Genomic DNA, 23,694 nt, shown 5'->3' with positions numbered 1-23,694 from the left:
GAACCCAGTCACAGATTGCTGACGATTAAACGCACGATCCCCTCTAGGGCGTGTTTTCAAAGTCTAGATCCCCCCCAGCCCCCCTTAAAAAGGGGGGAGAAAGAGCGTCAAAGTCCCCCTTCTTAAGGGGGATTTAGGGGGATCGGGATATGTGCAACGACCCATTAAATCGGACAAGGTTGTTCTCAAAGTCCCCTTTCTTAAGGGGGATTTAGGGGGATCGGGATATGTGCAACGAGCCATTAAATCGGTGTACGTTCTGACTTTTTACCAAACAAAATTAATCATGTACTTGTACGTTGTGGTGTACGATATTCCTTGCGACAAGCGTCGTCAGAAAGTTTTTAACTTGCTCTCGGGTTACGGCACTTGGGTGCAATATTCGGTTTTTGAGTGCGCCCTATCTCAGCGTCAGTTTGAGGAGTTCCGCACTCGCCTGCGAGGACGGGTCAATTTGGAGGAAGATAATATCCGTTTTTATACTTTGTCGGCGCGGGCTGTGGCGCAGGTAGAAACTTGGGGTTCTGGGCCGCCGGTGACTCAGCCCTCGACTTCGGTCGTTGTTTGAAAGTATTTTTTTTGACACTTGACAGCCAGAGAAATTTAGGTTATTATTCCTTCATTGCTAGATTGTAGTAGTAAATATACACAAGCAAATACAAAATTGCTGTGTTAGTTACTACCCAAATCAACAGCACCAGTACCTAGAAAATTAAATACATTCAAGTTGTGTTTTAGCAGTTCGATCGTTTAGCTATGCGACCGCATCGCTAAATGGCTGAAACACCGATTCTCTCGTCGAGGCGGTCGCTTCTTTATCCAGTAAGGGTTTCAGCGATTTTTGAGCGCTGACTTTAGGCCCGAAGCAAACTGAGCATAAGAGGCGGTCGCAAACGGCTTCTGGAGCCTTTACTGGACAAGGCTCCCACAACGAGGTGTCGCAATTCACTTTTCCCCGCAAGGGGATTGAAACTCTATTATTTCTTTTCTCTTATGTAATACACGAGAAGTCGCAATTCACTTTTCCCCGCAAGGGGATTGAAACGAAACATCAGCTAATGGAACTATGTACATTCTTGTGTCGCAATTCACTTTTCCCCGCAAGGGGATTGAAACTATATCAACGATCTTGCCAATGTTGTTAATACCACCAATAAAGTCGCAATTCACTTTTCCCCGCAAGGGGATTGAAACCTCTGATGCACTACCTACGATAGCTGGTCCTTCTTCTACGTCGCAATTCACTTTTCCCCGCAAGGGGATTGAAACTTAAAATTATCGTTTTGTTTAGAGTAGTCATAATACCAAGAGTCGCAATTCACTTTTCCCCGCAAGGGGATTGAAACAACAAAGAACTTGCTCAAACAAGAGTAAAAATTGAAAAGTCGCAATTCACTTTTCCCCGCAAGGGGATTGAAACTTCGGCCGCTGGGATTTCCACAGCGACAACTTCTCCGAGTCGCAATTCACTTTTCCCCGCAAGGGGATTGAAACATCATATGATTGCTTGGGATTGCATCAACTATTTTAACAATTTCTTCCTCACTGAAAGTAACTAAACCTCCTTCGTTGTCGCAATTCACTTTTCCCCGCAAGGGGATTGAAACTCTTCCTTGTTCGATCGCTTCTTTGTTTTGGATAAGAAGTCGCAATTCACTTTTCCCCGCAAGGGGATTGAAACGATACAAGTCTTAAAAATGGTTCTACAGTGGAACAATCGTCGCAATTCACTTTTCCCCGCAAGGGGATTGAAACTTAAGATTAGCTAATTAGAGTTGAGAAGTATGTACCGTCGCAATTCACTTTTCCCCGCAAGGGGATTGAAACGCGATGAATATGTAGCGTTTCGTGCTGTGGTCAAGGCAGGGTCGCAATTCACTTTTCCCCGCAAGGGGATTGAAACATCGGTAACTTACCTCTGGGGTTAAGGGAACTTGTTTCTGGTCGCAATTCACTTTTCCCCGCAAGGGGATTGAAACTATTTCTTCGCACAACCCTTGTAGCCCTATTTTTCCGTCGCAATTCACTTTTCCCCGCAAGGGGATTGAAACTTACGTTTATTTTTGGTACAATACTTAAAAGCGTTGCGTCGCAATTCACTTTTCCCCGCAAGGGGATTGAAACGTTTTTGTTTAATTGCTAGGATTTGAGTTGCTTTCAGTCGCAATTCACTTTTCCCCGCAAGGGGATTGAAACTTTGTCTGACTTCTTTGAGGGTTAGAAGTAATTGTGGTCGCAATTCACTTTTCCCCGCAAGGGGATTGAAACTTTTAGAAAAAGAATATTTTTGCTTTGAACCAAATGAAGTCGCAATTCACTTTTCCCCGCAAGGGGATTGAAACTCTGAAACGAGAATTGGCTTAACCATGAAACTCTTGTCGCAATTCACTTTTCCCCGCAAGGGGATTGAAACTCCGACAATAGCTGTCGTGCACAGAACTACGCAATAATCAAGTCGCAATTCACTTTTCCCCGCAAGGGGATTGAAACCAAATGCCTACCAAAAGTTTTGAATATTTGGTCGCAATTCACTTTTCCCCGCAAGGGGATTGAAACTAGCCATCTGTGACTCCAGTATCAAGTTTGCTCTTTGGTCGCAATTCACTTTTCCCCGCAAGGGGATTGAAACTGACGCTATCAAAGCCACTCAAAAAGATCTAGCGTCGCAATTCACTCTTCCCCGCAAGGGGATTGAAACCCAAATGGTTGCCCCCACCACTGCCAACACTCTTTAGTCACAATTTACTTTTCCCCGCAAGGGGATTAAAACTTGTTAAGTTCGTGTCTGCGAGTCCCACTTTCCGAATGAAACCGCAATTCACTGTGAAGCATTATAATGGGCTACAATTAACTTCAATCTCGATCGAGGCATTGAAACAAGAGGAGAGTAAATGCTGAGAGACCCAGAAGATCCAGAATTGAGCTGGGAAGATAGCAAAAAATTACTTGCTGCTAACCCAGAAAGACCATTTTATGCTCCTGGAAAAACACTTCTAGAACAGTTTGCTAAAGCTCAAAAGCGCTGCGACGAATATGAACGTCGAGCGCAATACCACAGCGATTGTGCAGGCGGAATTTACTGGACTTGTGAAAAGGATAAAACCGATGATTAAACAGCAACATAAATTGCGATCGCTCCCCAAAGACCATTGGATATTAGCAGCTTGTTTAAATCTAGTTCAAAGGCGAGGAATCACACCAGACGAAGCGATCGATCGCGTAACTGAAGCAGGTATCCCCTTTAATTTAATGTATCAATGGAGCAACAAACGCCAAGAACTTGACATTTTAGCAGTATTTTATATTGCCAGACTCGAAGATATTTCTCTCACAGACGAGCAACATCAATTCCTGTGGAATTTGTTTGGAAACGAAAGCTTGCTAGGTTTGGGAGCCGGAAGTATCAGAGACTGCGAAGATATTATGGTTCGCGCCTACTTAGAAACACCTCCACCACCTCCCCCCGAAAAACCAAGTTGGTACGTTCATCCTGAGAAATTACAGCCAGGAGAAACTGTACCAATATGCTGACATATTTCTTTTGATGTCAATTTGATAATTCAGAGTTGCTGCGCTGAGTCCGAGAAACCGGGTTTCTATGGGAATTGACGTATTTTCATGAGATTTTACGCAGAAACCCGGTTTCTGAGTCCCCCCGCAAGTCCGAGAAACCGGGTTTCTATGGGAATTGACGCATCTTCACGGGATTTTACGCAGAAACCCGGTTTCTGAGTCCCCCGCGCTGAGTCCAAATCGCCCTTATATCTATTTTTCGCATTCCATCCGTGTCATAATGCGTGTCTTAGCGCAACACACAAGAAAAAAATATGATTATTGTAATGAAAGCCGGCACTCCAGAAGCCGAGATCGATCGCCTAGACGAAGAACTCCGCACTAGCTGGGGTTTGACACCAGAAAGAATTGTCGGGCGTTACAAAACCGTCATGGGTTTGGTGGGCGACACGGTTGAGCTCGAACCGATGCAACTGCGCGAAATGAGCACCTGGATTGAAGAAGTGCTGCGCGTCGAAAAACCCTACAAGCGCGCTTCGTTGGAATACCGCCAAGGTGAACCCAGCTCCGTACCAGTGGCTACTCCGTTGGGAACTGTCACAATTGGTCTAAATCACCCGATCGCAGTTGTAGCAGGCCCTTGCTCTGTCGAAAACGAAGAAATGATAATTGAGACGGCAATGCGCGTTAAAGCTGCTGGCGCTCAATTTTTGCGCGGTGGAGCCTACAAACCGAGAACCTCTCCCTACGCTTTTCAAGGCCACGGCGAGAGTGCTTTGGGATTGTTAGCTGCGGCGCGGGAAGCTAGCGGTTTGGGAATTATTACCGAAGTTATGGATGCGGCGGACTTAAGTGCGATCGTGGAAGTAGCTGACGTAATCCAAGTCGGAGCCCGAAATATGCAGAATTTCTCGCTGTTGAAGAAAGTCGGAGCTCAAGACAAACCAGTGTTATTGAAGCGCGGCATTTCCGCCACCATTGAAGAATGGTTGATGGCTGCCGAGTATATCATGGCTGCGGGCAATCCCAACGTGATTTTGTGCGAGCGCGGAATTCGCGGCTATGACAGGCAGTATACGCGGAATACTCTCGATTTGTCGGCGGTTCCAGTGCTGCGGACTTTGACTCACTTACCAGTTATGGTCGATCCGAGTCACGGCACCGGTTGGGCGCAGTTTGTACCTTCGATGGCGTTTGCGTCGATCGCCTCGGGTACAGATTCGCTGATGATAGAAGTGCACCCGAATCCGAAAAAAGCCTTGTCTGACGGGCCGCAATCGCTAACACCGGATCAGTTCGACAAGTTGATGGAAGAATTGGCTGTAATTGGTAAAGTCATGAAACGTTGGCCGCAACCCGTGCCAGTTTTGGCTTAATTGATAGTCGATCGGTAGGTCATTAAAAACCGTAGTATCTAACAGGTACTACGGTTTTTTTGCGTTTAGCCCCTACTCATTGAATGATGCCATGTTCGTTCGTAGTGCGGACTTCAGTCCGCTCTTATTCTGCGGACTGAAGTCCGCACTACGAACGAAAGGTTTTTATTGCGAGATGCTCTCAATTAACAAACAATTCATAGCAATTCCAAACTTTGCTGAGACACCTCTAATTCTGCGTGTTTTAAGCGCTTCTGAATTGACATAGCCTGCAATTTTTCACTTATTTTATATAAGTCCACTTTCGGATAATCGCCCTGAAATAGTGGAATTAAAGACTGAACAACAGCAGCGATTCCCTCTGGCGGTACAGCATTCCCAATCTGTCTCCGCACTTCGGTGACAGAACCTTCAAATACAAAATCATCGGGAAAAGTTTGCAGCCTCGCCCTCTCGCGATTTGTCAGGGCGCGGGGTTCTGGATAATGATAACCCCAGGTTCCGCCGCCTCCGCCGGCAATGATTGTAGATGATGGTTTGTCGGGATTAATTCGTCGATAAACGTGGCTGATCATGCCTTTTACGTAGTAAGGACTGTCTTTGGGAATATCTGAGAAATTTCCTCCGGCTTTGATTCGATTCAAAATTTCAACCGTGCGATCGCGAATTTGATGATTTTCGTTATTTTCCACAACTCGATCGACATTTTGGAGTGCTTCACCGGCTGTGCGATAAGGATGTTGGCGATTGGGCCCGTATTCTGCTTGAGGATGGACGAAATCAAATCCTGTATCCATCCGAATTCCGACTAATAATACTCTTTGTCGAAATTGCGGAACTCCGTAATCGGCAAAGTTGTAAAGTTTGGGTTTGACTAAATAACCCGGTGCGATACTTTCAAAGTCGGAAATTATTTGTTTGATTGCTTGATAATTATTGGCGCTTAATAAACCTTTGACATTTTCTGCGACAAAAGCTTTGGGCTTTTTCTTGTTGACAAAATCGAGGAAGTATGTATATAAATTGCCTCTGGTTCCTTCAAGTCCGGGGCGCTTCCAAATGAGGGAGAAATCTTGACAGGGGAAGCCTCCTATACATATTTGGGCTTCGGGAACTTGTGCAATGTCTATGTTTTCTATACTGTCGTTAATGATGACAGGGGCAATGTTTTTGCTGAAAGTTTTGCAGGCGTGTTGATTGGAGTCGATCGCCCAAACTACATCAAATCCAGCTTTGTGGAACGGCAAATCCATACCGCCGCAGCCGGAAAACAAGGATATCAGTTGCGGTTTTGCTTTCCAGGTGATGTGTTTGAGACGTTCGAGTGACATATTAGTTCGCAGTGGGACAATAGCCGGCTCAATGCCCGCAACACCAGAGTGTGATTATACCAAATAGTCGTCGAGTACGCTGTGCAAAAGGTACTAAGACTCGATCGCCTTTAATTTTTCACTCTTCATCGTCTAACTCGATCCCGGCTTGACGCAATTTTTCTGCTAGTCTTTGGGCCCGCTGACTTTCGCGATCGGCCCGCTGACGTTCTTGTTCTGTTCGTTCCTCCGACCACAACAATAACTCGCCTGCTGCATTCCACCACCTCAGCCAACAGCCTGTTCTCCCTTCGTGGGTTCCCTCCCAAACTCCTAAAAATAAGTCTAATCCCGGTATCCAATAACGTCCATTTTCATCAGTTTGTTGCAAGTTATAGCGCTCTGATTCTAAAGCGTAAACTTCTAAACGAGCTGTTTTCGCTCGGAATATAACGTATGTGGGAACTTTGATTGCGCGTTCGTAAAAAAACCACTTGCCCACCCGCGATGTAAACTCAACAGAGTATTCTTCTCCGTAGGTTTCCGAGAGAAATTCCATCACAATTTGGGGAATTGTCCCTTCTGTGTGTGGCGTATAACTGCGGCGGATTTGCGAGACATTGTGCGGATTGACGGGTTTCACGTACATCCAGTCTGGCGCTTTGCAAATAGTTCGCTGTTCGTCGGTGGCTGCTTCTGGCAAACTTATCCCGGCACAAAGGGCAAAGTTGGAAACAATTAAAGCATCCTGGATTAATTCGGGAAATTCTGTTAGCGGCTGGCGCAAAGCTGCGGCTAACAATGGTTGGCTTTCGTCTTCCACGGGGTCGTCTGGTAGTTGAAAATCTTCTGGTAGTAGCGGCCAGGTGATTGTGAGTTGGGTTTTTGGGTTTTTAATTGCTACAGACATAGTTTATCAGATGTTAAACAGTTAATAGTTGACAGTTTGTAGGGGCGGTGCCCCCGTGCGGGCCCTCTTCATTGACAGTTAATAATTGACAATTATTAATTGAACCGTCAGGTTTTAATGACGAGGCAAAACTCAAATATCTGCGTTACTGGGTAGAGCCTGTTAACGAGGGAACCGAGCGTTTCTTGTGTTTGTATCGAAGTCTAGATCCCCCCTAGCCCCCCTTAATAAGGGGGGGACAAGATTGCTGTCAAAGTCCCCCTTATTAAGGGGGATTTAGGGGGATCGAGACTTGGCGACAAGCGATAGTTTTAAGAGTACCGTCAAAGCCCTTCTCAATCAGGGGAAGAGTGCTGTCAAAGTCCCCCTTATTAAGGGGGATTTAGGGGGATCGAGACTTGGCGACAACCGATCGCCCTACGCAGCTTTTATCTTCTGTTTTAGCTCATCTGTCATGGCTAGCAGTTCAGATTGGGCGATCGCACTTTGTTCGCCACTCGCCAACCACTTCAATTGTACTGTCTCGCTTTGGGCTTCCGCATCCCCCAACACCAAACACGCAACTGCACCGCTTCTGTCAGCTCTTTTAAACTGTTTCCCGAAAGCACTGCCGCTCAAATCTATCTCTACACTAAAGCCAGAACTCCGCAATTTTTGAGCCAACAATACTGATTGTTGTTCGGCTTTATCGCCCCTGGATACCAAATAGAAATCCAACTGGGGAACGGGCAAAGGTTGCAATTTTTGCAGCAGGATAATCAACCTTTCCATGCCCATAGCCCAACCGACTGCCGCCGTCTCCGGGCCGCCCAATTCCTTGACTAAACCGTCGTATCTTCCCCCGCCGCAGACTGTGGCTTGCGCGCCCAAATCGTCGGAGATAATTTCAAAAGCGGTGTAAGTATAATAATCTAAACCGCGCACTAATCTTGGATTTAACTGATAGCTAATTCCTAAACTTGTCAGCATTTGCTGTACTTGCTCAAAGTGCGATCGCGATTCATCACCCAAATACTCCAAAATACTCGGCGCACCAGCGACAATTTCTTGAGTGCGCTGATTTTTGCTGTCCAAAATCCGCAGCGGATTGCGAGTCAAGCGATCTTGGGAATCCGCATCTAATTCATCTTTGTACGGTGTAAAATAATCAATCAACGCTTGTCGGTAATTTTGTCTGTCTTGCTTGTTTCCGACAGAATTGATATCGAGGCGCAAATTTTTTAAGCCGATCGCTTGCAGGATATCACAGGCGATCGCAATTACCTCCACATCTGCCCGGGGATCTGCACTTCCCAACACTTCCACCCCAATTTGAGTGAACTGTCGCTGTCTGCCTGCTTGGGTGCGTTCGTAGCGAAACATCGGCCCAGTATACCACAGACGCTGCACGTCACCAGCGGCGTACAAACTGTTTTCAATAAAAGCTCGCACAACTCCCGCGGTGCCTTCCGGGCGCAAAGTAGTCGATCGATCGCCCTTATCTTTAAAAGTATACATTTCTTTGCCTACCACATCGGTAGCTTCGCCGATGCCGCGTTCAAATAAAGATGTTTGTTCAAAAATTGGCGTCCGAATTTCTCGATAAGCCGCTTTTCTCAAAATTGTTCTAGCGACTTCCTCTATATTTTGCCAATATTGAATCTCAGCGGGCAAAATATCCCGCGTTCCCGGTAAAGTTTTAATTGTACTCATGAATGTTAGTCAGTTGTCAGTTGTCAGTTGTTGTCAGTTATTGGTTATTTGTTACTCGTCATTTTGGAGCTTTGGCTTGTTATTTGTGGTTTCCTACTTATTGATATTTGGGTTCAACGACAACCAACAAATAACCAATAACAAATAACCAATAACAAATAACCAATAACAAATAACTAATAACTATTAACTTAATAATTCCCAAGCTCCGTAGCGATCGCCATAATAAGCCAAAATGCGATCTACCCGCTCGCGGCAGGCCAAATCGAACCCATCAGGATACTTTATCCACAAACCCCCAACTTGGCTGTCGCTGTAATCAAAGCGCTGCGACTGCTGCGGAATCAAACCGGTTTCCACCCCTTCAACTTGACGCAAATGGGCTGCCACTTCGCGATACACCGCCAGCGGCAATCCCGGGCATTGAATTTGATAGCGGAGTTGTTTTTCTTGTGCCGTTTGCATCATTTCTTTGCCTGTCCCCAACCATAACCCCTATTTAAGATACTTCTTTATCGATCGGCCCCGGTAGAGGGCAGCAGTTAATATTCTCCATACATACCTTCCCCCACTGCAAAGCCCAGCGCACCAGCGAAACTCGATTGTCAGCGGGCGTCTTGTTCAAGATATTGCTAATGTGGTTGTCAACAGTACGCTTGCTAATCTCTAACTTCTCAGCAATTTTCTCATTGGTCAATCCCGCCGCTACTAACTCTACCACTTGCAATTCTCTGTCCGACAGGGTGACAGGGGTGCCAGAGACGCTCCCGTTCATAAATTTTTCCTATGTGTGCATATTTACCTATATACAATTCTAGAGGATGAGGGATCTAGATATGAAGAGAAAATTAAATTGGCTGGGGCACGGGAGCGCCCAAGGAGTGACAACTTAAGACTAAAACCCTTGATAAATCTCGTTTATATGCCGAGCCTAGATCCCCCTAAATCCCCCTTAAGAAGGGGGACTTTGAGAAGATTCCGGTTCCCCCCTTGTAGGGGCGGTGGATGGTGCGTGCCCGCCCTCTTGGCTCGTTCGGATCTAAATTTAATAGTTAAGCAGCAGTCTGTGGATGGGTTTGAACTTAAGTTGACACTCCTTGGGGAGCCCCAACTCCCTTGCAGAATCGCTGCTTGCAAACTCAGCACCAACACCGCTGGCGCGTGGGGTGGCGGATGCTGGCTTTACCTGGGTGCATCCGAACATCTGGCCCAAAAACCCGCAGAAGTTGGCACGTAAAACTACTGCTGATAAGCCTGCACTGCGACTTGTACGTTGATGGTGTAAGTGTCGGTATCAGTAAGTCTGATATTATGGGAGGAACCCTTAAAAAATAGATGGCAATTTTTCTGGGACGAGTTAAAAATAATTATTGCCTTATTTACTGCTGCTCTTAGATCTAAAATCTAAAATCTAAAATCTAAAATCAATATGACTTATCCTCGCGTTCTGTGTCTGGGTGAAATTTTATTTGATTGTTTAGCAGACAAACCAGGAGTATCTCTAGAAGAGGTAGAATCTTGGACGGCATATGCTGGTGGTGCTCCTGCTAATGTTGCCTGTGCTCTAGCTAAATTGGGGACGGCGGTGGGATTTATCGGTGCTGTAGGTGGGGATGAATTGGGGGATTCTCTGGTACAGGTATTGCAAGAATCAGGGGTTGATATCGCTGGAGTGCAACGCCATCCGAGTGCGCCGACGCGACAAGTTTATGTCTTGCGAAATGAAGCGGGCGATCGATCTTTTGCCGGTTTTGGTAAAATGGATACTGCGGATTTTGCCGACACCCGCTTCCAGGCTGCCCAAATACCCGAGGTGCTGTTTGAAAATGCGGAGTTTTTAGTGCTCGGCACTTTAGAATTAGCTTATCCTGAAAGTCGAGAGGCGATCGCAAGAGCGATCGAACTAGCAGAACGTTACGACGTTAAAATTATAGTTGACATCAATTGGCGTCCGGTATTTTGGCCAAATCCCGACGAAGCAAAAGCGCCCATCTTACAACTATTAAAAAAAGTAGATTTTCTCAAGTTATCTCACGAAGAAGCCGATTGGTTGTTTGGAACTAGCGACGCTGGAGCTATTACCTACCGTCTCGATTCTGTAGAAGGCGTTTTGGTGACGGCGGGCGATAAAGGTTGCTCCTATTGTATATCGGAAAATGAAGGAAAAATCCCCGCCTTTGCAGTAGACGTTGAGGATACAACAGGTGCCGGCGATGGGTTTGTTGCTGGTTTTGTGCGGCAGTTGTGCAAGTATGGAATTAAGAATTTAGCAGATCCAAAAATTGCCCAAAACATTGTAATCTATGCCAGCGCCGTGGGTGCGATGACAACAATGAAGCCTGGGGCAATTGCAGCACAACCAACTGCGGCTGAAGTAGAAGCTTTCTTGTATTTGTACAACAAAAATTAGCTAACTAAACCTCTATAGGTTCGTAGTGAGGAATGCGAGTCCTCTTCAAATAAGATAGGACTAAAGTCATCACTACAAACCTGTTTTATTTAGGTTCGTAGTGAGGAATGCGAGTCCTCTTCAAATAAGATAGGACTAAAGTCCTCACTACAAACCTGTTTGATTTAGGTTCGTAGTGAGGACTTTAGTCCTCTTGAAACAAGATAGGACTAAAGTCCTCACTACAAACCTGAAACAAGATAGGACTAAAGTCCTCACTACAAACCTGTTGTATTGTGGGCAATTAAGCGCAAATCAGATGGTTTTTAATTTGGCGTAGCATTAGCTCTAGCTGCTGCGAAGCATCTATAATAATTGCATTTTCAGGTTCTTCGAGAGTAGCGAATTGACTTGACAACAAGTCTACTTTCATGTAGTGATTTTCGCGAGTTTTTAGCCTGGGTGCGAATAGCTCAAAATCACCTTTGAGATAAACTATTTTCATTCGCTGCTTGTCTCGAAAGAGCATTTCGCGGTAAGATGTTTTTAGGGCAGAACAAGCTAACACGACATTTTTATTTTCTAACAGCCACCTGTCTATTGTACCTTGCAAATGCAACAACCAAGGCAGGCGATCGCCATCTTCTAAAGGAATGCCCCGACTCATTTTCTCTATGTTTCCTGGCGGGTGAAAATCGTCGGCATCGCTAAAATCCCAATTGAGAGATTCCGCTAGCAACTTGCCAACAGTAGTTTTGCCCGAACCGGAGACTCCCATCACCATAACAATCATCGCGACTTAAATTCATCCCGTAGGGTATGCCACAAGCACCTTCTGCGGTTGTGGCACACCATAAACCAACTACTTTCTAACGCAGGAATTCGCGCGGATCCGTTACGTGTCCAGTCAGCGCAGAAGCTGCCGCCGTATAAGGCGAAGCTAGATAAACTTGTGCTTCTTTGTTCCCCATCCGCCCGGGGAAGTTGCGGTTAGTTGTAGACACGCAAATCTCCGGTTCGTTCATCCGCCCGAAAGTATCTTTTGGTCCGCCCAAACAAGCGGCGCAAGAAGGCGCTGCGGGTTCGATGCAACCGGAAGCTAAGAAGATTTCCGACAGCGTTTGACCGTCGTATTTAGTAACAAACAAATCTTCGTAAACCTTCTGAGTTGCCGGTACTAAATACGTCGGAACTTTGACTTGATTTCCTTTGAGAATTCGGGCTGCATTCAAAAAGTCCGAGGTTTTGCCGCCGGTGCAGGAACCGATGTAAACTCGATCGATCTTGACATCGCTGCAATTGCGGGCTAAGTCGCGGTTGTCGGGGGAGTGCGGTTTGGCGACAACTGGTTCTAATTTGCTGACATCGTAGGTGCGATCGCTATAAAACTGAGCACCCTCATCGCTGTAAAATGCCTCAAACGGCACATTAGTGCGAGGATTAACGTAATCAAACGTAGTTTTGTCCGGTGCAACGGTGCCATTTTTGCCGCCAGCTTCAATTACCATATTGCACAGCGTCATCCGTTCTTCCATAGTCAAACGTTCCACTGTATCGCCTGCAAATTCCATCGATCGATAGTTAGCACCGGCAACGCTGATATCGCCTATAATTTGTAAAATCAAATCTTTTGCTAACAAATAATCTGGCAGTTCGCCGTTGAGTACAAAGCGCATCGTCGCCGGCACTTTAATCAGCAATTTGCCGGTTCCCATGATAAAAGCCGCGTCCGTATTGCCGATACCGGTCGCAAATTGTCCGAAAGCGCCGGCATTGCAGGTGTGGGAATCTGTGCCGAAAAGCACTTCGCCCGGGCGCGTGTGGCCTTCTTGGGCGAGGGCGATGTGGCAAACTCCTTTATAGTCGGGGTTGGCTTTGAAGTTCGATCGATCCGTGATGTCGTAAAAGTATTTTATCCCTTGTTCCTTGGCAAAATCGCGGAGAATATCGACGTTGCGGTTAGCGCGTTCGTCGTTGGTGAAAATGTAGTGGTCGGGAATGAGGACTATTTTGTCGGGATTCCAGACTTTAGCATTATCGCCGAATTCCTTTTTGAATACGCCAATGGTACCCGGCCCGCAAACATCGTGGGTCATCAACACATCTGTTTCCACCCAGATGTTATCTCCGGGCTCAACTTTAGCGCGGCCTGATGCTTTGGCCAAGATTTTTTCGGTGATGGTCATTCCCATAGTGCGATCGCTCTTTTTGATTAGATGCTACAAGTGTATTGCCATTGTACGAAACATCGCCCGATGTTGAGGAAAACTTTGCGAAAATTATCTTTAGTCAGAGAGGCAAAACAACCCGGTTTCTAGCAAAAATCGTCGCTATAAACGGAAAATATTAATCCAGAAACAGGTTTTTCACCATCTGTGCATCCGGGAACGATCTTGTTTGAGATTGCGACTGTGCGTAATGTTATGAGTTGCTCAATTATCAGAATGAATTATATGCAGTTGCGGAAAGTCTTATATAACGTTGGATTTAGTGTGCTGGCAGTAATCAGTTTTAACCAAATCGCGATCGCCATTAATTATAACACTTTCTCCGGTTTTTTGACAGCACAACAACCGAATTGTAGCAAGCCGATAACTGACAGGGAACTGAGGATATGTTCGCAATTACATTACGATCGAGAAAATAGTAAGCTGAATCGAGTTTACAACCAACTTCAACAACAGCTACCAAACAATCGGAAACAGCAATTAATTGAATCCCAAAAATTATGGATTGCATTTCGGGATGCTCACTGCGATTTTCGCAGAAGCCGAGTTGCTGGAGGAACGGCCGATCCGATAATTTACTACGGATGTCTCGCGCAGTTGACAAAACTGCGTGCCTCGGAACTCACAGGTTACACTCAGAACCAAATTCCAGTACCGATTAGTCCTAATTTGGAAATTCCCGATCGCAAGTTGAATCAAATTTACCAACAACTGATGGGAAAAATTGAGCCTAAGTATCAGGATAAACTCAGATTAGTACATAGAGCGTGGATTCCTTTTCGAGATGCCAATTGCGAGTTTGAATCCAGTCAAGCAGGAACGAGTAGAGAATTTTGTCGGGTACGCATGACGGAACAGCAGGGCGATCGATTGACGGAATTGGGGGAGATGTTTTTTTAGTAGCTGCTTGATGATTAGACAATTGCGATCCCTCCGGAGGTAAAAATAAAATATATTTGCGATCGCTCTTTTTGGTGAGATGCTACAAGTGTATTGTAGGCGAAATATTCCCTGTTACCCAAGATACAGAGATAGATTTAGGACTTACGCACAGGAGGCCAGAAACCGGGTTTCTCACCTACTCAATACTTTGAATTAGTTTAATGTTATTTCTCAGCCATTCATTGACTAAAGCTTGCACCTCAATCTTTTTATGCTCGGCAATTTTAGTCACAAATTCCTCGACATCTGGTTCGAGATAAATGGGATAATGAAACGTAGCATCAGGATGGTAAAACTTGCCTTGCTCTGCTTGGGAAAAGTCATACTCTGATTTCATATTTTCCTCTCTTGATAAGCTTGGGTTTCAGTAAGATTAGCTTTACGGGCTGAAATAATCCGAATTATGCAAGAAGTGCGATCGGTTTGTTCAAAGGTATGGACAACAACCCTTAAAACTCCGGTTTCATCTAAGCCTATTCTGATGTTCGATCAAACCTTCACCAATGGCGCAAACTCCTCTAACTTCACTTGTAGGTCATCCACCAGCATTAAATGATACCTTTCTGTAGCTTTCAACTTTTGGACAACATAACTAGCAAAATCATCACGCCACTTTTTTCTATCAAGTTCATTCGAGATGTTCAGCGCTCTGATTGATAGGTTATAAGGGTATTCTTCAAATTTGATATCTCGATCGTTTTCAAAATCATGCTTTCCTACAGTAAGAGTGATTGTTGAGTTTTGAAACTCATACCAGTTATCAGTACCATCAGAAATCAGCTCAAATTTTAGAGCCAATATCAACTCTAATTCTTTGATTAAATGTTCGAGTCCTTGGGGAAAGTCTAGAAAAATATCTAATGTGTGAGACATAAAAACCTCCTTTATTGAAAATCAGTAGAAGTGATGTCATAGCTATCGCCAATAATTCGGACGCTATCAATTTTTCCGCGTGTAATATTTTTCGCCCTCTGCAAACCTCGTTCAGCCTCAGCCTCTATCAACCCAGATTCCCTAGCATCTATAATTATATCCCTAGCTTGTCCTCCTCGTCTAATCGAGTTGTTGATCTGATTTTTTACTGTCGCGCTTGTAGCACCAGCATCCAGACTTTTGAATTCAACGGGTTTTCCATCTACCTCAGCATCGGGATTTCTACCTCCATCGGTTTTTTCCACCAAGGCTTTAACATTTTTTCCCTCTCTTTCCAGAAATTCAGCAATCGCTCTTTCGTTTGCACCAAAAGCTCTTTCTGATTCATCAATACTGCCACAATTAGCCGAATTTTGCTTAGGGGTTTGGTTAGTCCCGTTATTCACCATTTTTGGTTCCTTAAAATTTTGGTGCCATCGCACATTATGAGCCAAGTCACTTGAGAAAAAGAACCGGGTTTCTCACTTAGTCAATACAATGATTCCTCTCCCATCAGGTTCTACTATTACCTTAATATTAACACTATCTCTAGTTCCTTCAATCTGCCATCTTACGGGCTTACCAGCAAAGAAGTTACTTAAACTTTTAGCAAAGACTTAAGATAAGTATAAACTCTGAAACAATAAATTCTCTTTGATTTTCTGACAATTAATGGCACTTTTGCAAGAAGCCTGCTATTACTATTATGGCCGGTAAAGACGATGATTTTATCCCATAACCATTGTAAAATTAAGTTAGTATTGAGAACACAATGATGGCACATTAAGTTAATTCTCTGATTTCTTTTAGCTTTTTCTTTAAAAAGATGGGATCAATTTCTTCTCTTTCTTCTATTTCTTCTAATAGTCTGTCAATTTCTGATTGCATCTTCTGCATCTTCTTCTTACCTTTTTCTAGCCCTTTTTTATAATTCGGATCGTCGAGCATTTTCTTAACTTCGTTTTCAAACTTATTTAGAGTTGCATACTCTAATTTAGGGTATTCATTCCTTTCTCTATATTCCTCATACTTTTCCTCAGCTATTTTTATCTCTTTATACTCTTCTTTCTCAAGGATTTCACAAATATCATCAGACTCATAAGTTACATTTACTCTATATGTTACAAAACATCCTTCTGTGTTTTCTTCATTGGGACAGTGAGACATGATTTCAACAATCCTGAATATCTCGTTTTCTGTTGAAAATAAGAGGCATAAAGAAAGTTCGGGAAAATTCTCTTTCGCTTGCTCTATAGTTGTGGGTGCATACGAGTAGAAACAACTTATCTTCTCCCTACCATTAACGAGATTAGTTGCCTGGTCACGAAGAACACTATCAGCCAAGACACCTAGTTCAATGAATTTACCATCTTGTCTGTTTAGTATGGGTAGAACTTCATTTTGATCTTTACCAGGGTATTTTTTATCATATTCTATTTGATACTTCCTAATTATTTCTGGACTCCACTGAGGCGAGTTACTATATTTAGTTGACAAACGATAAATTAATTTTTTTGTTAAGTTTAAGCGTTGGATACTAATACATAATTCTCCCTCACATTCAAGACCTCGCTGAGTTAGATTAGATGACCCTATGATAGAAAAACCTATTTCTTTTTTATCGTCTTTAACACGACGACCTAAAAAACAATAGGTTTTGATATGAAAGTTATTTGTGGGACATATAAAACGAACAGACTTAGTTTTAATCTTTGTTGATTCTTCGTCGATAAATTTTAATAAATTTTGAATATCACTAGGGTCATTAAAATTATTTTTTTGTCCGATCGCAATCAAAACTTCCGTATTTTCATTTAAATAAGGGTGTACAAGAATTTTTTCTATTTGTTTCACCCCATAATCATTAACAAAAGCAGAAAATAGATAAATTTTATCCCAAGAGTATTCCTTACAATTTAATAAAAAATCGATTGTCGTTTCCAAGCTTTTTTGACGGTCTTCCAAAATTAGAAATCTAAAACCACTCATTGTAAATTACTCCAATTAATTGATATAAAACTTTCAGGCAAGATGTAAGCCACAATTTGATTATCTTCCCTAAAACTGCGCGATCGCACCTAATAAAGTTGACTAAAAACATAATCAGCCAACTCAATCAAAGCCTACTTCGACTCCGACGGCGGGAACCCCACCAAACGCATAACCGCAGACTGAGCTGACTTAGCCTGTAATTCCCGCGATCGCCCTCTGCTGGTTGGATGCCTGAAAAATCACTCATAACTCTCTACAACGCGATCGTGTTTTGCAGCCACACCTAAGCCTTGTAGCGCTAAAGCCCGCGTGGTTAGGGATGCTTGAGTTTCCCAGATATTGACGAAAAAAGGAACAGCGCGATCGGGATTCTTTTCGGCATAATCGAAGAATGCTTGGATTTGTTCGCCTACATTTCTAAAGCGATCGGGTGGCTCACCGCCACCTGGGGTGTTTGAAAGGTTGCTCATGGGCTTAACGGGGATAGAGAGGGAAGCACATGGAGAAATTATAACTGTTATGGTCGAGCTTGAACCAATTTTTGCATTAGGAATTACGCACGATGGGTCAAAAACCCGGTTTCTATGACACAAGTTCTCGATCGCGAAACTCTGGAACAGCGAGTGGTGCTTCAGGGCACATGGGAACAATTTAAGTTAATCCAGAAGGCTGTCGCAGATTCGCCCAGAGTCAAATTGTCTTTTTTTGCAGGTGCGATCGAGATATTTATGCCGGGATTCCAGCACGAAATTATACGTAATGTTATGTATTGTTAAATAATCCTAGTTGATTCTCAGGATGTCAACTATATTAGACATCTCCAGAAATTATAACATTCTGTTTGCACACGATCGCAGTTTTGTAATGATTTGTGGATAGGTCAAATTAAGAAATTACTATGATTACCGAAAAAGTTCAACATTTCCAAGTCGAGCTATTACAACGATATCGCACTTCGGAATTCGCAGCGATCGCCAAAACCACCCGATCGCCCAAAACATCTGCTGCGGGAATTGCGATCGGCACTCTGCTAATTCTATTAGCACCGCCAGTTCAAGCTGCTAATCTGACATTCGTGAGCGATCGCGCTACATTAGGAGCTACAGATCGCCTTGATTGGTCGATTTTAGGGCCAGTCCAACCGCCGTTTAAAGTATTACCCAATTCCTTCTCAGTCACCTCGGAACAAGGACTCGGAGTTAATGTCAGCATTCCCCAGGCTACAACTCCAGGAGTGACACCTCCCTTACTGTTTCAAACCTTACCAGCGCCCGGTATTGCGACTAACTTTGCCAGCGGCGATTTCGTTTTGTTAACAGGTTTAAGGCCAGGCCCGCCGCCAGCAGTCGGAAACCCAGGCCCGCTGACAATTTCGTTCGATCGCCCTGTGGCCGCCGCCGGAACGCAAATAGCGGTAGATGATACGTTTTTATTCACTGCATCGATCTCGGCATTTGACAGCGCTAATAATTTGTTAGGCAGTTTCTCAACCCAAGGAACATCCTCATTAGCACTGGATAATTCGGCGCAGTTTCTCGGCGTTCGCAGCGATGTTGCTAACATCTCGCGGCTCGTTTATAGCAGTTCTGAGGGCGATTCCCTTCGGGATAGCTTCGCTTCACGCGCTTTGGGAATCAACGCGCTCAGCATTGCCGAAGCAGTGCCGGAACCTAGCAATATTGCTGCCACGGCTGTTGCAGGTGCAGGACTGGCTTTATTTGCTTTCAAGCTTAAAAGGATCTCGCTCTCATTGAACAAATAATTGCACTCAGCCCGATTGGCGATCGCGATCGGGTTTTTATCATTCTATTTTAAAATAATATAAATTGCAAAAAGCATCGCATTTTCTTGAGTTAAGTAGATCGTTGCCAAAAAACCATAGTATCTTTTAGCGGCGGGTGCCGCCTAATAATCTACGAGAGAAGCGAGGCAAAACCCGCCCGATTTTGCTTTTTTATATCGAGCGTTAGTCTTGACATAAACCTAGAATGTAGCTAACACAACACAAAAAAAAGTGCAAGTCACTCGAACGTGCGACTGTTAACTCACAGCTAGCCAGTGTTATCAATTAAAAAAGAAACTTAAATCGTTCACAGTCAAAACAATCTCAGAGTGCATTTCTACTGCTGTAGAAATTAATGATAGTGAAATGAGCGAGATAGCCGGAGGTTGTGGCTATCTAGTTTCGCCATTCTCATCGTTTATGCAAATGGAGATTTTCCAGTGAATTCACAGAAACAAAGTCAGCAGCTCGAAGTTATTTTGACATCTCAAAATCTTGATAAACTCCCACCAGCAAAAGCTGAAGCTCGAAATTACGAACATAGCGACAGACATTATATTATCGAAGTCGAGAGCGATCGCAGCGGCTCAGCTCCAGATACTTTAACACCGGTGGTACCCAAGAAGGCGATCGCGAAAGATGGTTGTGTCCTCAATCCGAGGATGCTGCACCAGATTCAGGCAGAGGCAAATAACCCAGCATTCAGCAAAATTTACCAAATACTCGCACAATTCCAGCAAATGTTCGATCGCTTAGGTGCGATCGTTTTGGCTGTAGACGGACAGGTGCGCTTCATCGCTCAACGCGCCGAACAACTGTTGAGCCAGTATTTTTTATCCCGCGCGCCACACTCATTGCCAGAACTCTTACAACATTGGTTCAAGCAACAGATTTCGAGACTTAAATTCAACGGCAATGTTCCATCTAAGTGTTTACCGTTGCACGTTCAGCAAGCAGGAAAACAGTTGAGCGTCCGTCTGATTCCCGAACCCATCGGCGAGCAATATCTCTTGCTGTTGGAGGAAAAAGAACTGCAAAAATTCTCTGTTTCTGGTCTGGAATTGCTAGGACTCACCAAACGCGAAGCAGAGGTTCTTTTCTGGATTTCCCAAGATAAAAGCAATGCTCAGATTGCTAAAGTTCTCGGTTGCACTGAAGGAACAGTGCGAAAACATTTGGAGCACCTTTATTGCAAACTCGGCGTACAAACCCGAACGGCTGCTGTGATGGTTGCTCTGGAAAAATTGGGGATGCTGCCCGAGTAATTTGTTGCATTTTATTTACAATCCTATACGCGGATCGTCGTATTGTTGCCCGAGTTTAGGTTGAAGAGAATTAGAGCATACACAAAGCAAACAGCCTCAATGTAGTTGCTGTGAAAGCTGAGGTATTTAATTGACAACAATTCAACCTTAAATTCAGGAGACAAGATGATGGCAAACCATGAAATGATTGAACTCGACTACGATCCCTTGGAATTCCTAGATGGGGAAGGACTAGCCACCATGGTTAGTTCAGAAGGTGGAGCGGCAGCAGCGGAAGTAGCCGCAGCAGAGGAGCAGATGTCAGCAACTTTAGAGCTTCATGAAGCCCTGGCTGGTTGCTTTAGTATAGTTGGCCCGATCGCAATTTGCTATACCAAAGTTGGCGCAGGCTTTAAAGTCTGCTTGAAACTAGCAGGAATTGAAGCAGTCTGCGCCAATATAGGTCTCAATAAGTGCCAGACACTTCAAGCCAATATCCTTTTAGCGAAGGCATCAATTAAAGTGTGCTTGCAAGGTAGCTGTCTCAAGTATGAGGCAAAGGCTTGTTATCGCACGACTCCTTTCTCGTCGTGGAAGTGTGTTTCTAAGAGCGGCACGATTATCTGCGTGTAGCTAACTTTTTCGACGTAAATTCTGGGCGTGGAGTGTCAGGAAAAACTGCTAAAAAATCTATTCCTTGTTTGAGTCTCAGGACAAAAATCGCGCGCTATAAATGCTAGCTGCTATCTTGTTCTAAGACCGAAACAGAATCAAAAAAGCTACGCCCTGACCTCTACCTTAAAACTTATCGATCGAATAAGCAATCGAAGTCTTCTAGATAACTAGGAGACTTTTTTTAATAGCATATTCCCACACGTGAGCTAGAGAATACAAGAGGTTATGCAAGCATTTTTATACTGCAATACGGTTTAATTAAAACAGATTCCTAACCCCTTAAAAAGCAAGGTAATTTTATAGCACGAAGGAGAAATGTGAAATTATAGAAAGCATCGCTCAAAGCTTTGGTGGCATATTATATTATATCATGTCCGGTCGATTACTATAACAAACAACTGTTCGTAGTGCGGACTTCAGTCCGCAATAAGCTGTTTCGCATTTAAATTGTGATAATAGCCCTCCGGGTGCGTCAGCTCGATTGCCCCAAGGGAAGCAGGAAAACACTGCGGGCTGACGCACCCTACAATACTGTTCGTAGTGCGGACTTCAGTCCGCAGCATATTGCGGACTGAAGTCCGCACTACGAACAGATATTATCGCGGTCAATCGACCGGACACGATATTAGACGCAACTATCATATTAATAAAAAAAGGTACGTAGTTGGGCTTTAGCCCTCTTTAGAGCGAGACAAAGGTACGTAGTTGGGCTTGAACCATCTTTAGACAAATACAGTTGACTTAAGAACAATCTGACTTGCAAAAAATGCCTGTATTTCCTATAAAATTGTGAGATGATATTCGTCAAAAAGCGTTAAGTCTACCGTATTGCTCTTTGGACGTGTAGATCGAGAGGGCTAAAGCCCAACTACGTACCTATACAACAAATCTGATTACCAAGGATTGCCAATCATTCTAAAACCCGCCCAATAGTAGGGATGAGAAAAATTCTGAATCCCTTTCTTTGTCATTTCCGGAGGTAGCTGCACATTACCCACAGAAGTCCGCAATATCCCCCCTTCAATCCGCACCTGTTGGCGCAACATCTCTAATTGCGCTTGCCGCAAAGCCTCGGCCTTCATCGGAGCAGTTTTTAACTGGCCGTAAAAGTCTGCCATCAATCCCAAACTGCCCTCGTCGCTGACATACCAGAGAGTCGCTAGAGCCGATTTAACCCCTGCTTGCACGGCTAATCCGCCAAAGCCTAACTCCGATTCTCGATCGCCCACAGCAGTCCTGCAAGCACTCAAAACCAACATATCAACCTGCGGACTGCCCCATCCCATCTCCCGCAACTGATTCAAACGCAGTTTAGTATCCCACAACTGAATAAAGGATTCGCTGGGGTTTCCCGATCGAAATTCGGCGTGAGTAGCCAAGTGAATTCTCCCAAAAGGGTACTGCTGGCGCTGCGATTTCAAATTTGCCAGAGTGAAAGCTTGGTTCAAGAAAGACTTACTGGGCGACTCCTGCGGGATAATTGTCGAAACTTCTATTTCCACCGCAGGTAAAGGACTCATATTGGGAAATTGTGACGCACCCATTGCCAGAACTTGTGTATTTGGCAACTTAGTGGTGCTGGTATCTGTCAAACTCAGACTCGGCATTGAGCCGACGCTGTAACGCTCTATCAGAAAGCCTTTCCCGTCATGGAGCGCCGCCATCGGTATCGATCGCAACCCCATATCCGCAATAAAAGATAGATTCTGAATACCTTTGGCTTGTAACTCTGCCTCGATCGGCGCTATCATCCACTGGTAAAGCTGCTGAGCTAAAGGTAAATAAGTTTTAGTGTTGCGCTTTACCGGATTAGTCAGTTCGTTGCGAAATTTCCGAATAGTTTCCATTACCTCGGCGCGAGAGGTTCCAGCGATCCGCACGCGAAAGGGCGCGCTATCGGGGGCGATTACCATTACTTCGAGTTCGTCAGAGCTTTTAATTTGCTGTTCTACGCGCAACAGCGGCGAACTGTTGTAAGGTCGATCGAATGTAGAACCATTGGGTACAAAGCTCATATATACGAGAGCTGGTTTGATACCGGTGCCTTGTGCGACGCTGCGAAGAATTTTTTGAGACTCTTCCAGGGTGGCGCGTTTATTTGTTTGTGGCAAATTCAGGTAATCGACAAACTCCCTGGTAAATCTGTTTTCTACCGGAAAAATAATGGCGCTGGGGTTAACTGGCAAGCTGGAAACGTCAATAATATTCGAGGTTTCGCGACGTGAATTAGGCTGTTGCAAGGAATTAGATATCTGGTTTTGCTCTTGCAAGCTGGCAGAAAATAAAGGATTTGTGCTGGGAAGCCCGTTGCTGGAGAGCGCCGGAGCGAGTTCCGGTGTCAGTATCGGTGCGAGATTTATTGGTGGGGTAGCAGGGAGAATTTGAGTAATTGTGGGCGCTGCTGACAAATTCGAGTTCGGCGCTGGATTTTGAGTAATTGTCGGCGCTGGTGACAAATTCGAGTTCGGCGCTGGATTTTGAGTAATTGTTGGCGATGGATTTTGAGTAATCGTTGGCGCTGGTGACAAATTCGAGTTCGGCGCTGGATTTTGAGTAATTGTGGGCGCTGGTGACAAATTTGATATCGGCGCTGGATTTTGAGTAATTGTGGGCGCTGGTGACAAATTCGAGTTCGGCGCTGGATTTTGAGCAATCGTTGGTGCGATCGGCAAATTCGAGTTCGGCGCTGGATTTTGAGCAATCGTTGGTGCGATCGGCAAATTCGAGT

Annotated in this window: 25 protein-coding genes and 1 CRISPR repeat array; of the genes, 11 read left to right on the top strand and 14 right to left on the bottom strand. The window is 44.5% G+C overall.

Going from position 1 to position 23,694, the window contains the following annotated elements:
- Positions 1-229 precede the first annotated feature (229 nt).
- From cas2 to aroF, 4 genes are all read left to right on the top strand, one after another.
- Entirely contained in the window at positions 230-568 is a 339-nt protein-coding gene (gene cas2, locus QZ918_RS26085; RefSeq protein ID WP_293340221.1) for a CRISPR-associated endonuclease Cas2, Ssr7093 family, read from the top strand.
- Between the two features lie 369 nt (positions 569-937).
- Positions 938-2,770: a CRISPR direct-repeat array (repeat unit 36 nt; unit sequence GTCGCAATTCACTTTTCCCCGCAAGGGGATTGAAAC).
- A gap of 121 nt (positions 2,771-2,891) precedes the next feature.
- Positions 2,892-3,113, top strand: a complete 222-nt coding sequence (locus QZ918_RS26080; RefSeq protein WP_293340218.1) for a hypothetical protein — start codon at positions 2,892-2,894, stop codon at positions 3,111-3,113.
- The gene (locus QZ918_RS26075) at positions 3,106-3,531 is read left to right on the top strand and encodes a hypothetical protein (protein WP_293340216.1); all 426 of its coding nucleotides are present in this window, start codon (positions 3,106-3,108) and stop codon (positions 3,529-3,531) included. Before QZ918_RS26080 ends, QZ918_RS26075 begins: the two co-directional genes overlap by 8 nt.
- 296 nt (positions 3,532-3,827) lie before the next feature.
- Positions 3,828-4,889, top strand: coding sequence for a 3-deoxy-7-phosphoheptulonate synthase (gene aroF, locus QZ918_RS26070; RefSeq protein WP_293340213.1), 1,062 nt, complete (start codon positions 3,828-3,830; stop codon positions 4,887-4,889).
- Between the two features lie 197 nt (positions 4,890-5,086).
- On the opposite strand, the gene QZ918_RS26065 is transcribed toward aroF, so the two are convergent.
- The 5 genes from QZ918_RS26065 to pedR all read right to left on the bottom strand — a co-directional run bounded on the left by QZ918_RS26065 (position 5,087) and on the right by pedR (position 9,576).
- The gene (locus QZ918_RS26065; protein WP_293340210.1) at positions 5,087-6,220 is read right to left on the bottom strand and encodes a DNA cytosine methyltransferase; all 1,134 of its coding nucleotides are present in this window, start codon (positions 6,218-6,220) and stop codon (positions 5,087-5,089) included.
- A gap of 118 nt (positions 6,221-6,338) precedes the next feature.
- Positions 6,339-7,109: a Uma2 family endonuclease gene (locus QZ918_RS26060; protein ID WP_293340207.1), complete on the bottom strand. Its 771-nt coding sequence runs from the start codon at positions 7,107-7,109 to the stop codon at positions 6,339-6,341.
- 417 nt (positions 7,110-7,526) lie between these two features.
- Positions 7,527-8,801 (bottom strand): histidine--tRNA ligase, encoded by a 1,275-nt coding sequence (gene hisS, locus QZ918_RS26055; protein WP_293340204.1) that lies wholly within the window; start codon positions 8,799-8,801, stop codon positions 7,527-7,529.
- 186 nt (positions 8,802-8,987) lie between these two features.
- A complete protein-coding gene (locus QZ918_RS26050; protein WP_293340236.1) occupies positions 8,988-9,266 on the bottom strand; it encodes a hypothetical protein in 279 nt (92 codons plus the stop codon).
- Positions 9,267-9,300: 34 nt separating this feature from the next.
- Positions 9,301-9,576 carry a photosynthetic electron transport-dependent transcriptional regulator PedR gene (gene pedR, locus QZ918_RS26045; RefSeq protein WP_293149481.1) on the bottom strand — a complete coding sequence of 92 codons (276 nt, stop codon included), beginning with the start codon at positions 9,574-9,576 and terminating at the stop codon, positions 9,301-9,303.
- A 341-nt stretch (positions 9,577-9,917) separates the two neighbouring features.
- Between pedR and QZ918_RS26040 the strand changes: the two genes are divergently transcribed.
- Complete coding sequence (locus QZ918_RS26040; RefSeq protein ID WP_293340201.1) at positions 9,918-10,136, top strand: hypothetical protein; 219 nt, start codon at positions 9,918-9,920, stop codon at positions 10,134-10,136.
- A gap of 94 nt (positions 10,137-10,230) precedes the next feature.
- The gene (locus QZ918_RS26035) at positions 10,231-11,211 is read left to right on the top strand and encodes a carbohydrate kinase family protein (protein WP_293149477.1); all 981 of its coding nucleotides are present in this window, start codon (positions 10,231-10,233) and stop codon (positions 11,209-11,211) included.
- A 283-nt stretch (positions 11,212-11,494) separates the two neighbouring features.
- On the opposite strand, the gene QZ918_RS26030 is transcribed toward QZ918_RS26035, so the two are convergent.
- Both QZ918_RS26030 and QZ918_RS26025 read right to left on the bottom strand, forming a co-directional pair.
- Positions 11,495-11,983, bottom strand: coding sequence for a gluconokinase (locus QZ918_RS26030; RefSeq protein ID WP_293340198.1), 489 nt, complete (start codon positions 11,981-11,983; stop codon positions 11,495-11,497).
- 76 nt (positions 11,984-12,059) lie between these two features.
- Positions 12,060-13,382: a 3-isopropylmalate dehydratase large subunit gene (locus QZ918_RS26025; protein ID WP_293340195.1), complete on the bottom strand. Its 1,323-nt coding sequence runs from the start codon at positions 13,380-13,382 to the stop codon at positions 12,060-12,062.
- A 252-nt stretch (positions 13,383-13,634) separates the two neighbouring features.
- On the opposite strand from QZ918_RS26025, the gene QZ918_RS26020 reads away from it, so the two are divergent.
- Positions 13,635-14,318, top strand: coding sequence for a lysozyme inhibitor LprI family protein (locus tag QZ918_RS26020; protein WP_293340192.1), 684 nt, complete (start codon positions 13,635-13,637; stop codon positions 14,316-14,318).
- A gap of 178 nt (positions 14,319-14,496) precedes the next feature.
- Here QZ918_RS26020 and QZ918_RS26015 read toward each other — a convergent pair whose 3' ends face one another.
- The 5 genes from QZ918_RS26015 to QZ918_RS25995 form a co-directional block, all read right to left on the bottom strand.
- Positions 14,497-14,697 carry a hypothetical protein gene (locus QZ918_RS26015; RefSeq protein WP_293340189.1) on the bottom strand — a complete coding sequence of 67 codons (201 nt, stop codon included), beginning with the start codon at positions 14,695-14,697 and terminating at the stop codon, positions 14,497-14,499.
- Between the two features lie 152 nt (positions 14,698-14,849).
- Complete coding sequence (locus QZ918_RS26010; RefSeq protein WP_293340186.1) at positions 14,850-15,233, bottom strand: hypothetical protein; 384 nt, start codon at positions 15,231-15,233, stop codon at positions 14,850-14,852.
- 11 nt (positions 15,234-15,244) lie between these two features.
- Positions 15,245-15,682 (bottom strand): CdiA C-terminal domain-containing protein, encoded by a 438-nt coding sequence (locus tag QZ918_RS26005; RefSeq protein WP_293340183.1) that lies wholly within the window; start codon positions 15,680-15,682, stop codon positions 15,245-15,247.
- Positions 15,683-16,055: 373 nt separating this feature from the next.
- Positions 16,056-17,261: a phospholipase D-like domain-containing protein gene (locus QZ918_RS26000; protein ID WP_293340180.1), complete on the bottom strand. Its 1,206-nt coding sequence runs from the start codon at positions 17,259-17,261 to the stop codon at positions 16,056-16,058.
- Positions 17,262-17,503: 242 nt separating this feature from the next.
- On the bottom strand, positions 17,504-17,734 hold the full coding sequence (locus tag QZ918_RS25995) for a hypothetical protein (protein ID WP_293340178.1): 231 nt from the start codon (positions 17,732-17,734) through the stop codon (positions 17,504-17,506).
- Between the two features lie 114 nt (positions 17,735-17,848).
- Between QZ918_RS25995 and QZ918_RS25990 the strand changes: the two genes are divergently transcribed.
- From QZ918_RS25990 to QZ918_RS25975, 4 genes are all read left to right on the top strand, one after another.
- Positions 17,849-18,040, top strand: a complete 192-nt coding sequence (locus QZ918_RS25990) for a hypothetical protein (RefSeq protein ID WP_293340175.1) — start codon at positions 17,849-17,851, stop codon at positions 18,038-18,040.
- A gap of 122 nt (positions 18,041-18,162) precedes the next feature.
- Complete coding sequence (locus QZ918_RS25985) at positions 18,163-19,026, top strand: PEP-CTERM sorting domain-containing protein (protein ID WP_293340172.1); 864 nt, start codon at positions 18,163-18,165, stop codon at positions 19,024-19,026.
- 461 nt (positions 19,027-19,487) lie between these two features.
- Positions 19,488-20,312, top strand: a complete 825-nt coding sequence (locus QZ918_RS25980) for a helix-turn-helix transcriptional regulator (protein ID WP_293340169.1) — start codon at positions 19,488-19,490, stop codon at positions 20,310-20,312.
- Between the two features lie 165 nt (positions 20,313-20,477).
- Positions 20,478-20,924 carry a hypothetical protein gene (locus tag QZ918_RS25975; protein WP_293340166.1) on the top strand — a complete coding sequence of 149 codons (447 nt, stop codon included), beginning with the start codon at positions 20,478-20,480 and terminating at the stop codon, positions 20,922-20,924.
- Positions 20,925-21,859: 935 nt separating this feature from the next.
- Here the strand turns inward: QZ918_RS25975 and QZ918_RS25970 are convergent.
- Both QZ918_RS25970 and QZ918_RS25965 read right to left on the bottom strand, forming a co-directional pair.
- Positions 21,860-23,236: a CHAT domain-containing protein gene (locus QZ918_RS25970; protein WP_293340163.1), complete on the bottom strand. Its 1,377-nt coding sequence runs from the start codon at positions 23,234-23,236 to the stop codon at positions 21,860-21,862.
- A partial coding sequence (locus QZ918_RS25965; RefSeq protein WP_293340160.1) for a hypothetical protein occupies positions 23,211-23,694 on the bottom strand: 484 nt, incomplete at its 5' end. The genes QZ918_RS25970 and QZ918_RS25965, both read right to left, overlap by 26 nt.

Source organism: Microcoleus sp. CAWBG58 (genome assembly GCF_020883045.1).
In the GTDB taxonomy this organism is placed as follows: Bacteria; Cyanobacteriota; Cyanobacteriia; order Cyanobacteriales; family Microcoleaceae; genus Microcoleus.
This window is presented reverse-complemented; position numbering and strand designations above follow the sequence as displayed.

Excerpts from the sequence above, each read along its gene's own strand:
- QZ918_RS26080 (WP_293340218.1), top strand. The coding sequence starts at position 2,892 with ATGCTGAGAGACCCAGAAGATCCAGAATTGAGCTGGGAAGATAGCAAA.
- QZ918_RS26075 (WP_293340216.1), top strand. The coding sequence starts at position 3,106 with ATGATTAAACAGCAACATAAATTGCGATCGCTCCCCAAAGACCATTGG.
- aroF (WP_293340213.1), top strand. The coding sequence starts at position 3,828 with ATGATTATTGTAATGAAAGCCGGCACTCCAGAAGCCGAGATCGATCGC.
- QZ918_RS26065 (WP_293340210.1), bottom strand. The coding sequence starts at position 6,220 with ATGTCACTCGAACGTCTCAAACACATCACCTGGAAAGCAAAACCGCAA.
- QZ918_RS26060 (WP_293340207.1), bottom strand. The coding sequence starts at position 7,109 with ATGTCTGTAGCAATTAAAAACCCAAAAACCCAACTCACAATCACCTGG.
- hisS (WP_293340204.1), bottom strand. The coding sequence starts at position 8,801 with ATGAGTACAATTAAAACTTTACCGGGAACGCGGGATATTTTGCCCGCT.
- QZ918_RS26050 (WP_293340236.1), bottom strand. The coding sequence starts at position 9,266 with ATGCAAACGGCACAAGAAAAACAACTCCGCTATCAAATTCAATGCCCG.
- pedR (WP_293149481.1), bottom strand. The coding sequence starts at position 9,576 with ATGAACGGGAGCGTCTCTGGCACCCCTGTCACCCTGTCGGACAGAGAA.
- QZ918_RS26035 (WP_293149477.1), top strand. The coding sequence starts at position 10,231 with ATGACTTATCCTCGCGTTCTGTGTCTGGGTGAAATTTTATTTGATTGT.
- QZ918_RS26030 (WP_293340198.1), bottom strand. The coding sequence starts at position 11,983 with ATGATTGTTATGGTGATGGGAGTCTCCGGTTCGGGCAAAACTACTGTT.
- QZ918_RS26025 (WP_293340195.1), bottom strand. The coding sequence starts at position 13,382 with ATGGGAATGACCATCACCGAAAAAATCTTGGCCAAAGCATCAGGCCGC.
- QZ918_RS26020 (WP_293340192.1), top strand. The coding sequence starts at position 13,635 with ATGAATTATATGCAGTTGCGGAAAGTCTTATATAACGTTGGATTTAGT.
- QZ918_RS26015 (WP_293340189.1), bottom strand. The coding sequence starts at position 14,697 with ATGAAATCAGAGTATGACTTTTCCCAAGCAGAGCAAGGCAAGTTTTAC.
- QZ918_RS26010 (WP_293340186.1), bottom strand. The coding sequence starts at position 15,233 with ATGTCTCACACATTAGATATTTTTCTAGACTTTCCCCAAGGACTCGAA.
- QZ918_RS26005 (WP_293340183.1), bottom strand. The coding sequence starts at position 15,682 with ATGGTGAATAACGGGACTAACCAAACCCCTAAGCAAAATTCGGCTAAT.
- QZ918_RS26000 (WP_293340180.1), bottom strand. The coding sequence starts at position 17,261 with ATGAGTGGTTTTAGATTTCTAATTTTGGAAGACCGTCAAAAAAGCTTG.
- QZ918_RS25995 (WP_293340178.1), bottom strand. The coding sequence starts at position 17,734 with ATGAGCAACCTTTCAAACACCCCAGGTGGCGGTGAGCCACCCGATCGC.
- QZ918_RS25990 (WP_293340175.1), top strand. The coding sequence starts at position 17,849 with ATGACACAAGTTCTCGATCGCGAAACTCTGGAACAGCGAGTGGTGCTT.
- QZ918_RS25985 (WP_293340172.1), top strand. The coding sequence starts at position 18,163 with ATGATTACCGAAAAAGTTCAACATTTCCAAGTCGAGCTATTACAACGA.
- QZ918_RS25975 (WP_293340166.1), top strand. The coding sequence starts at position 20,478 with ATGATGGCAAACCATGAAATGATTGAACTCGACTACGATCCCTTGGAA.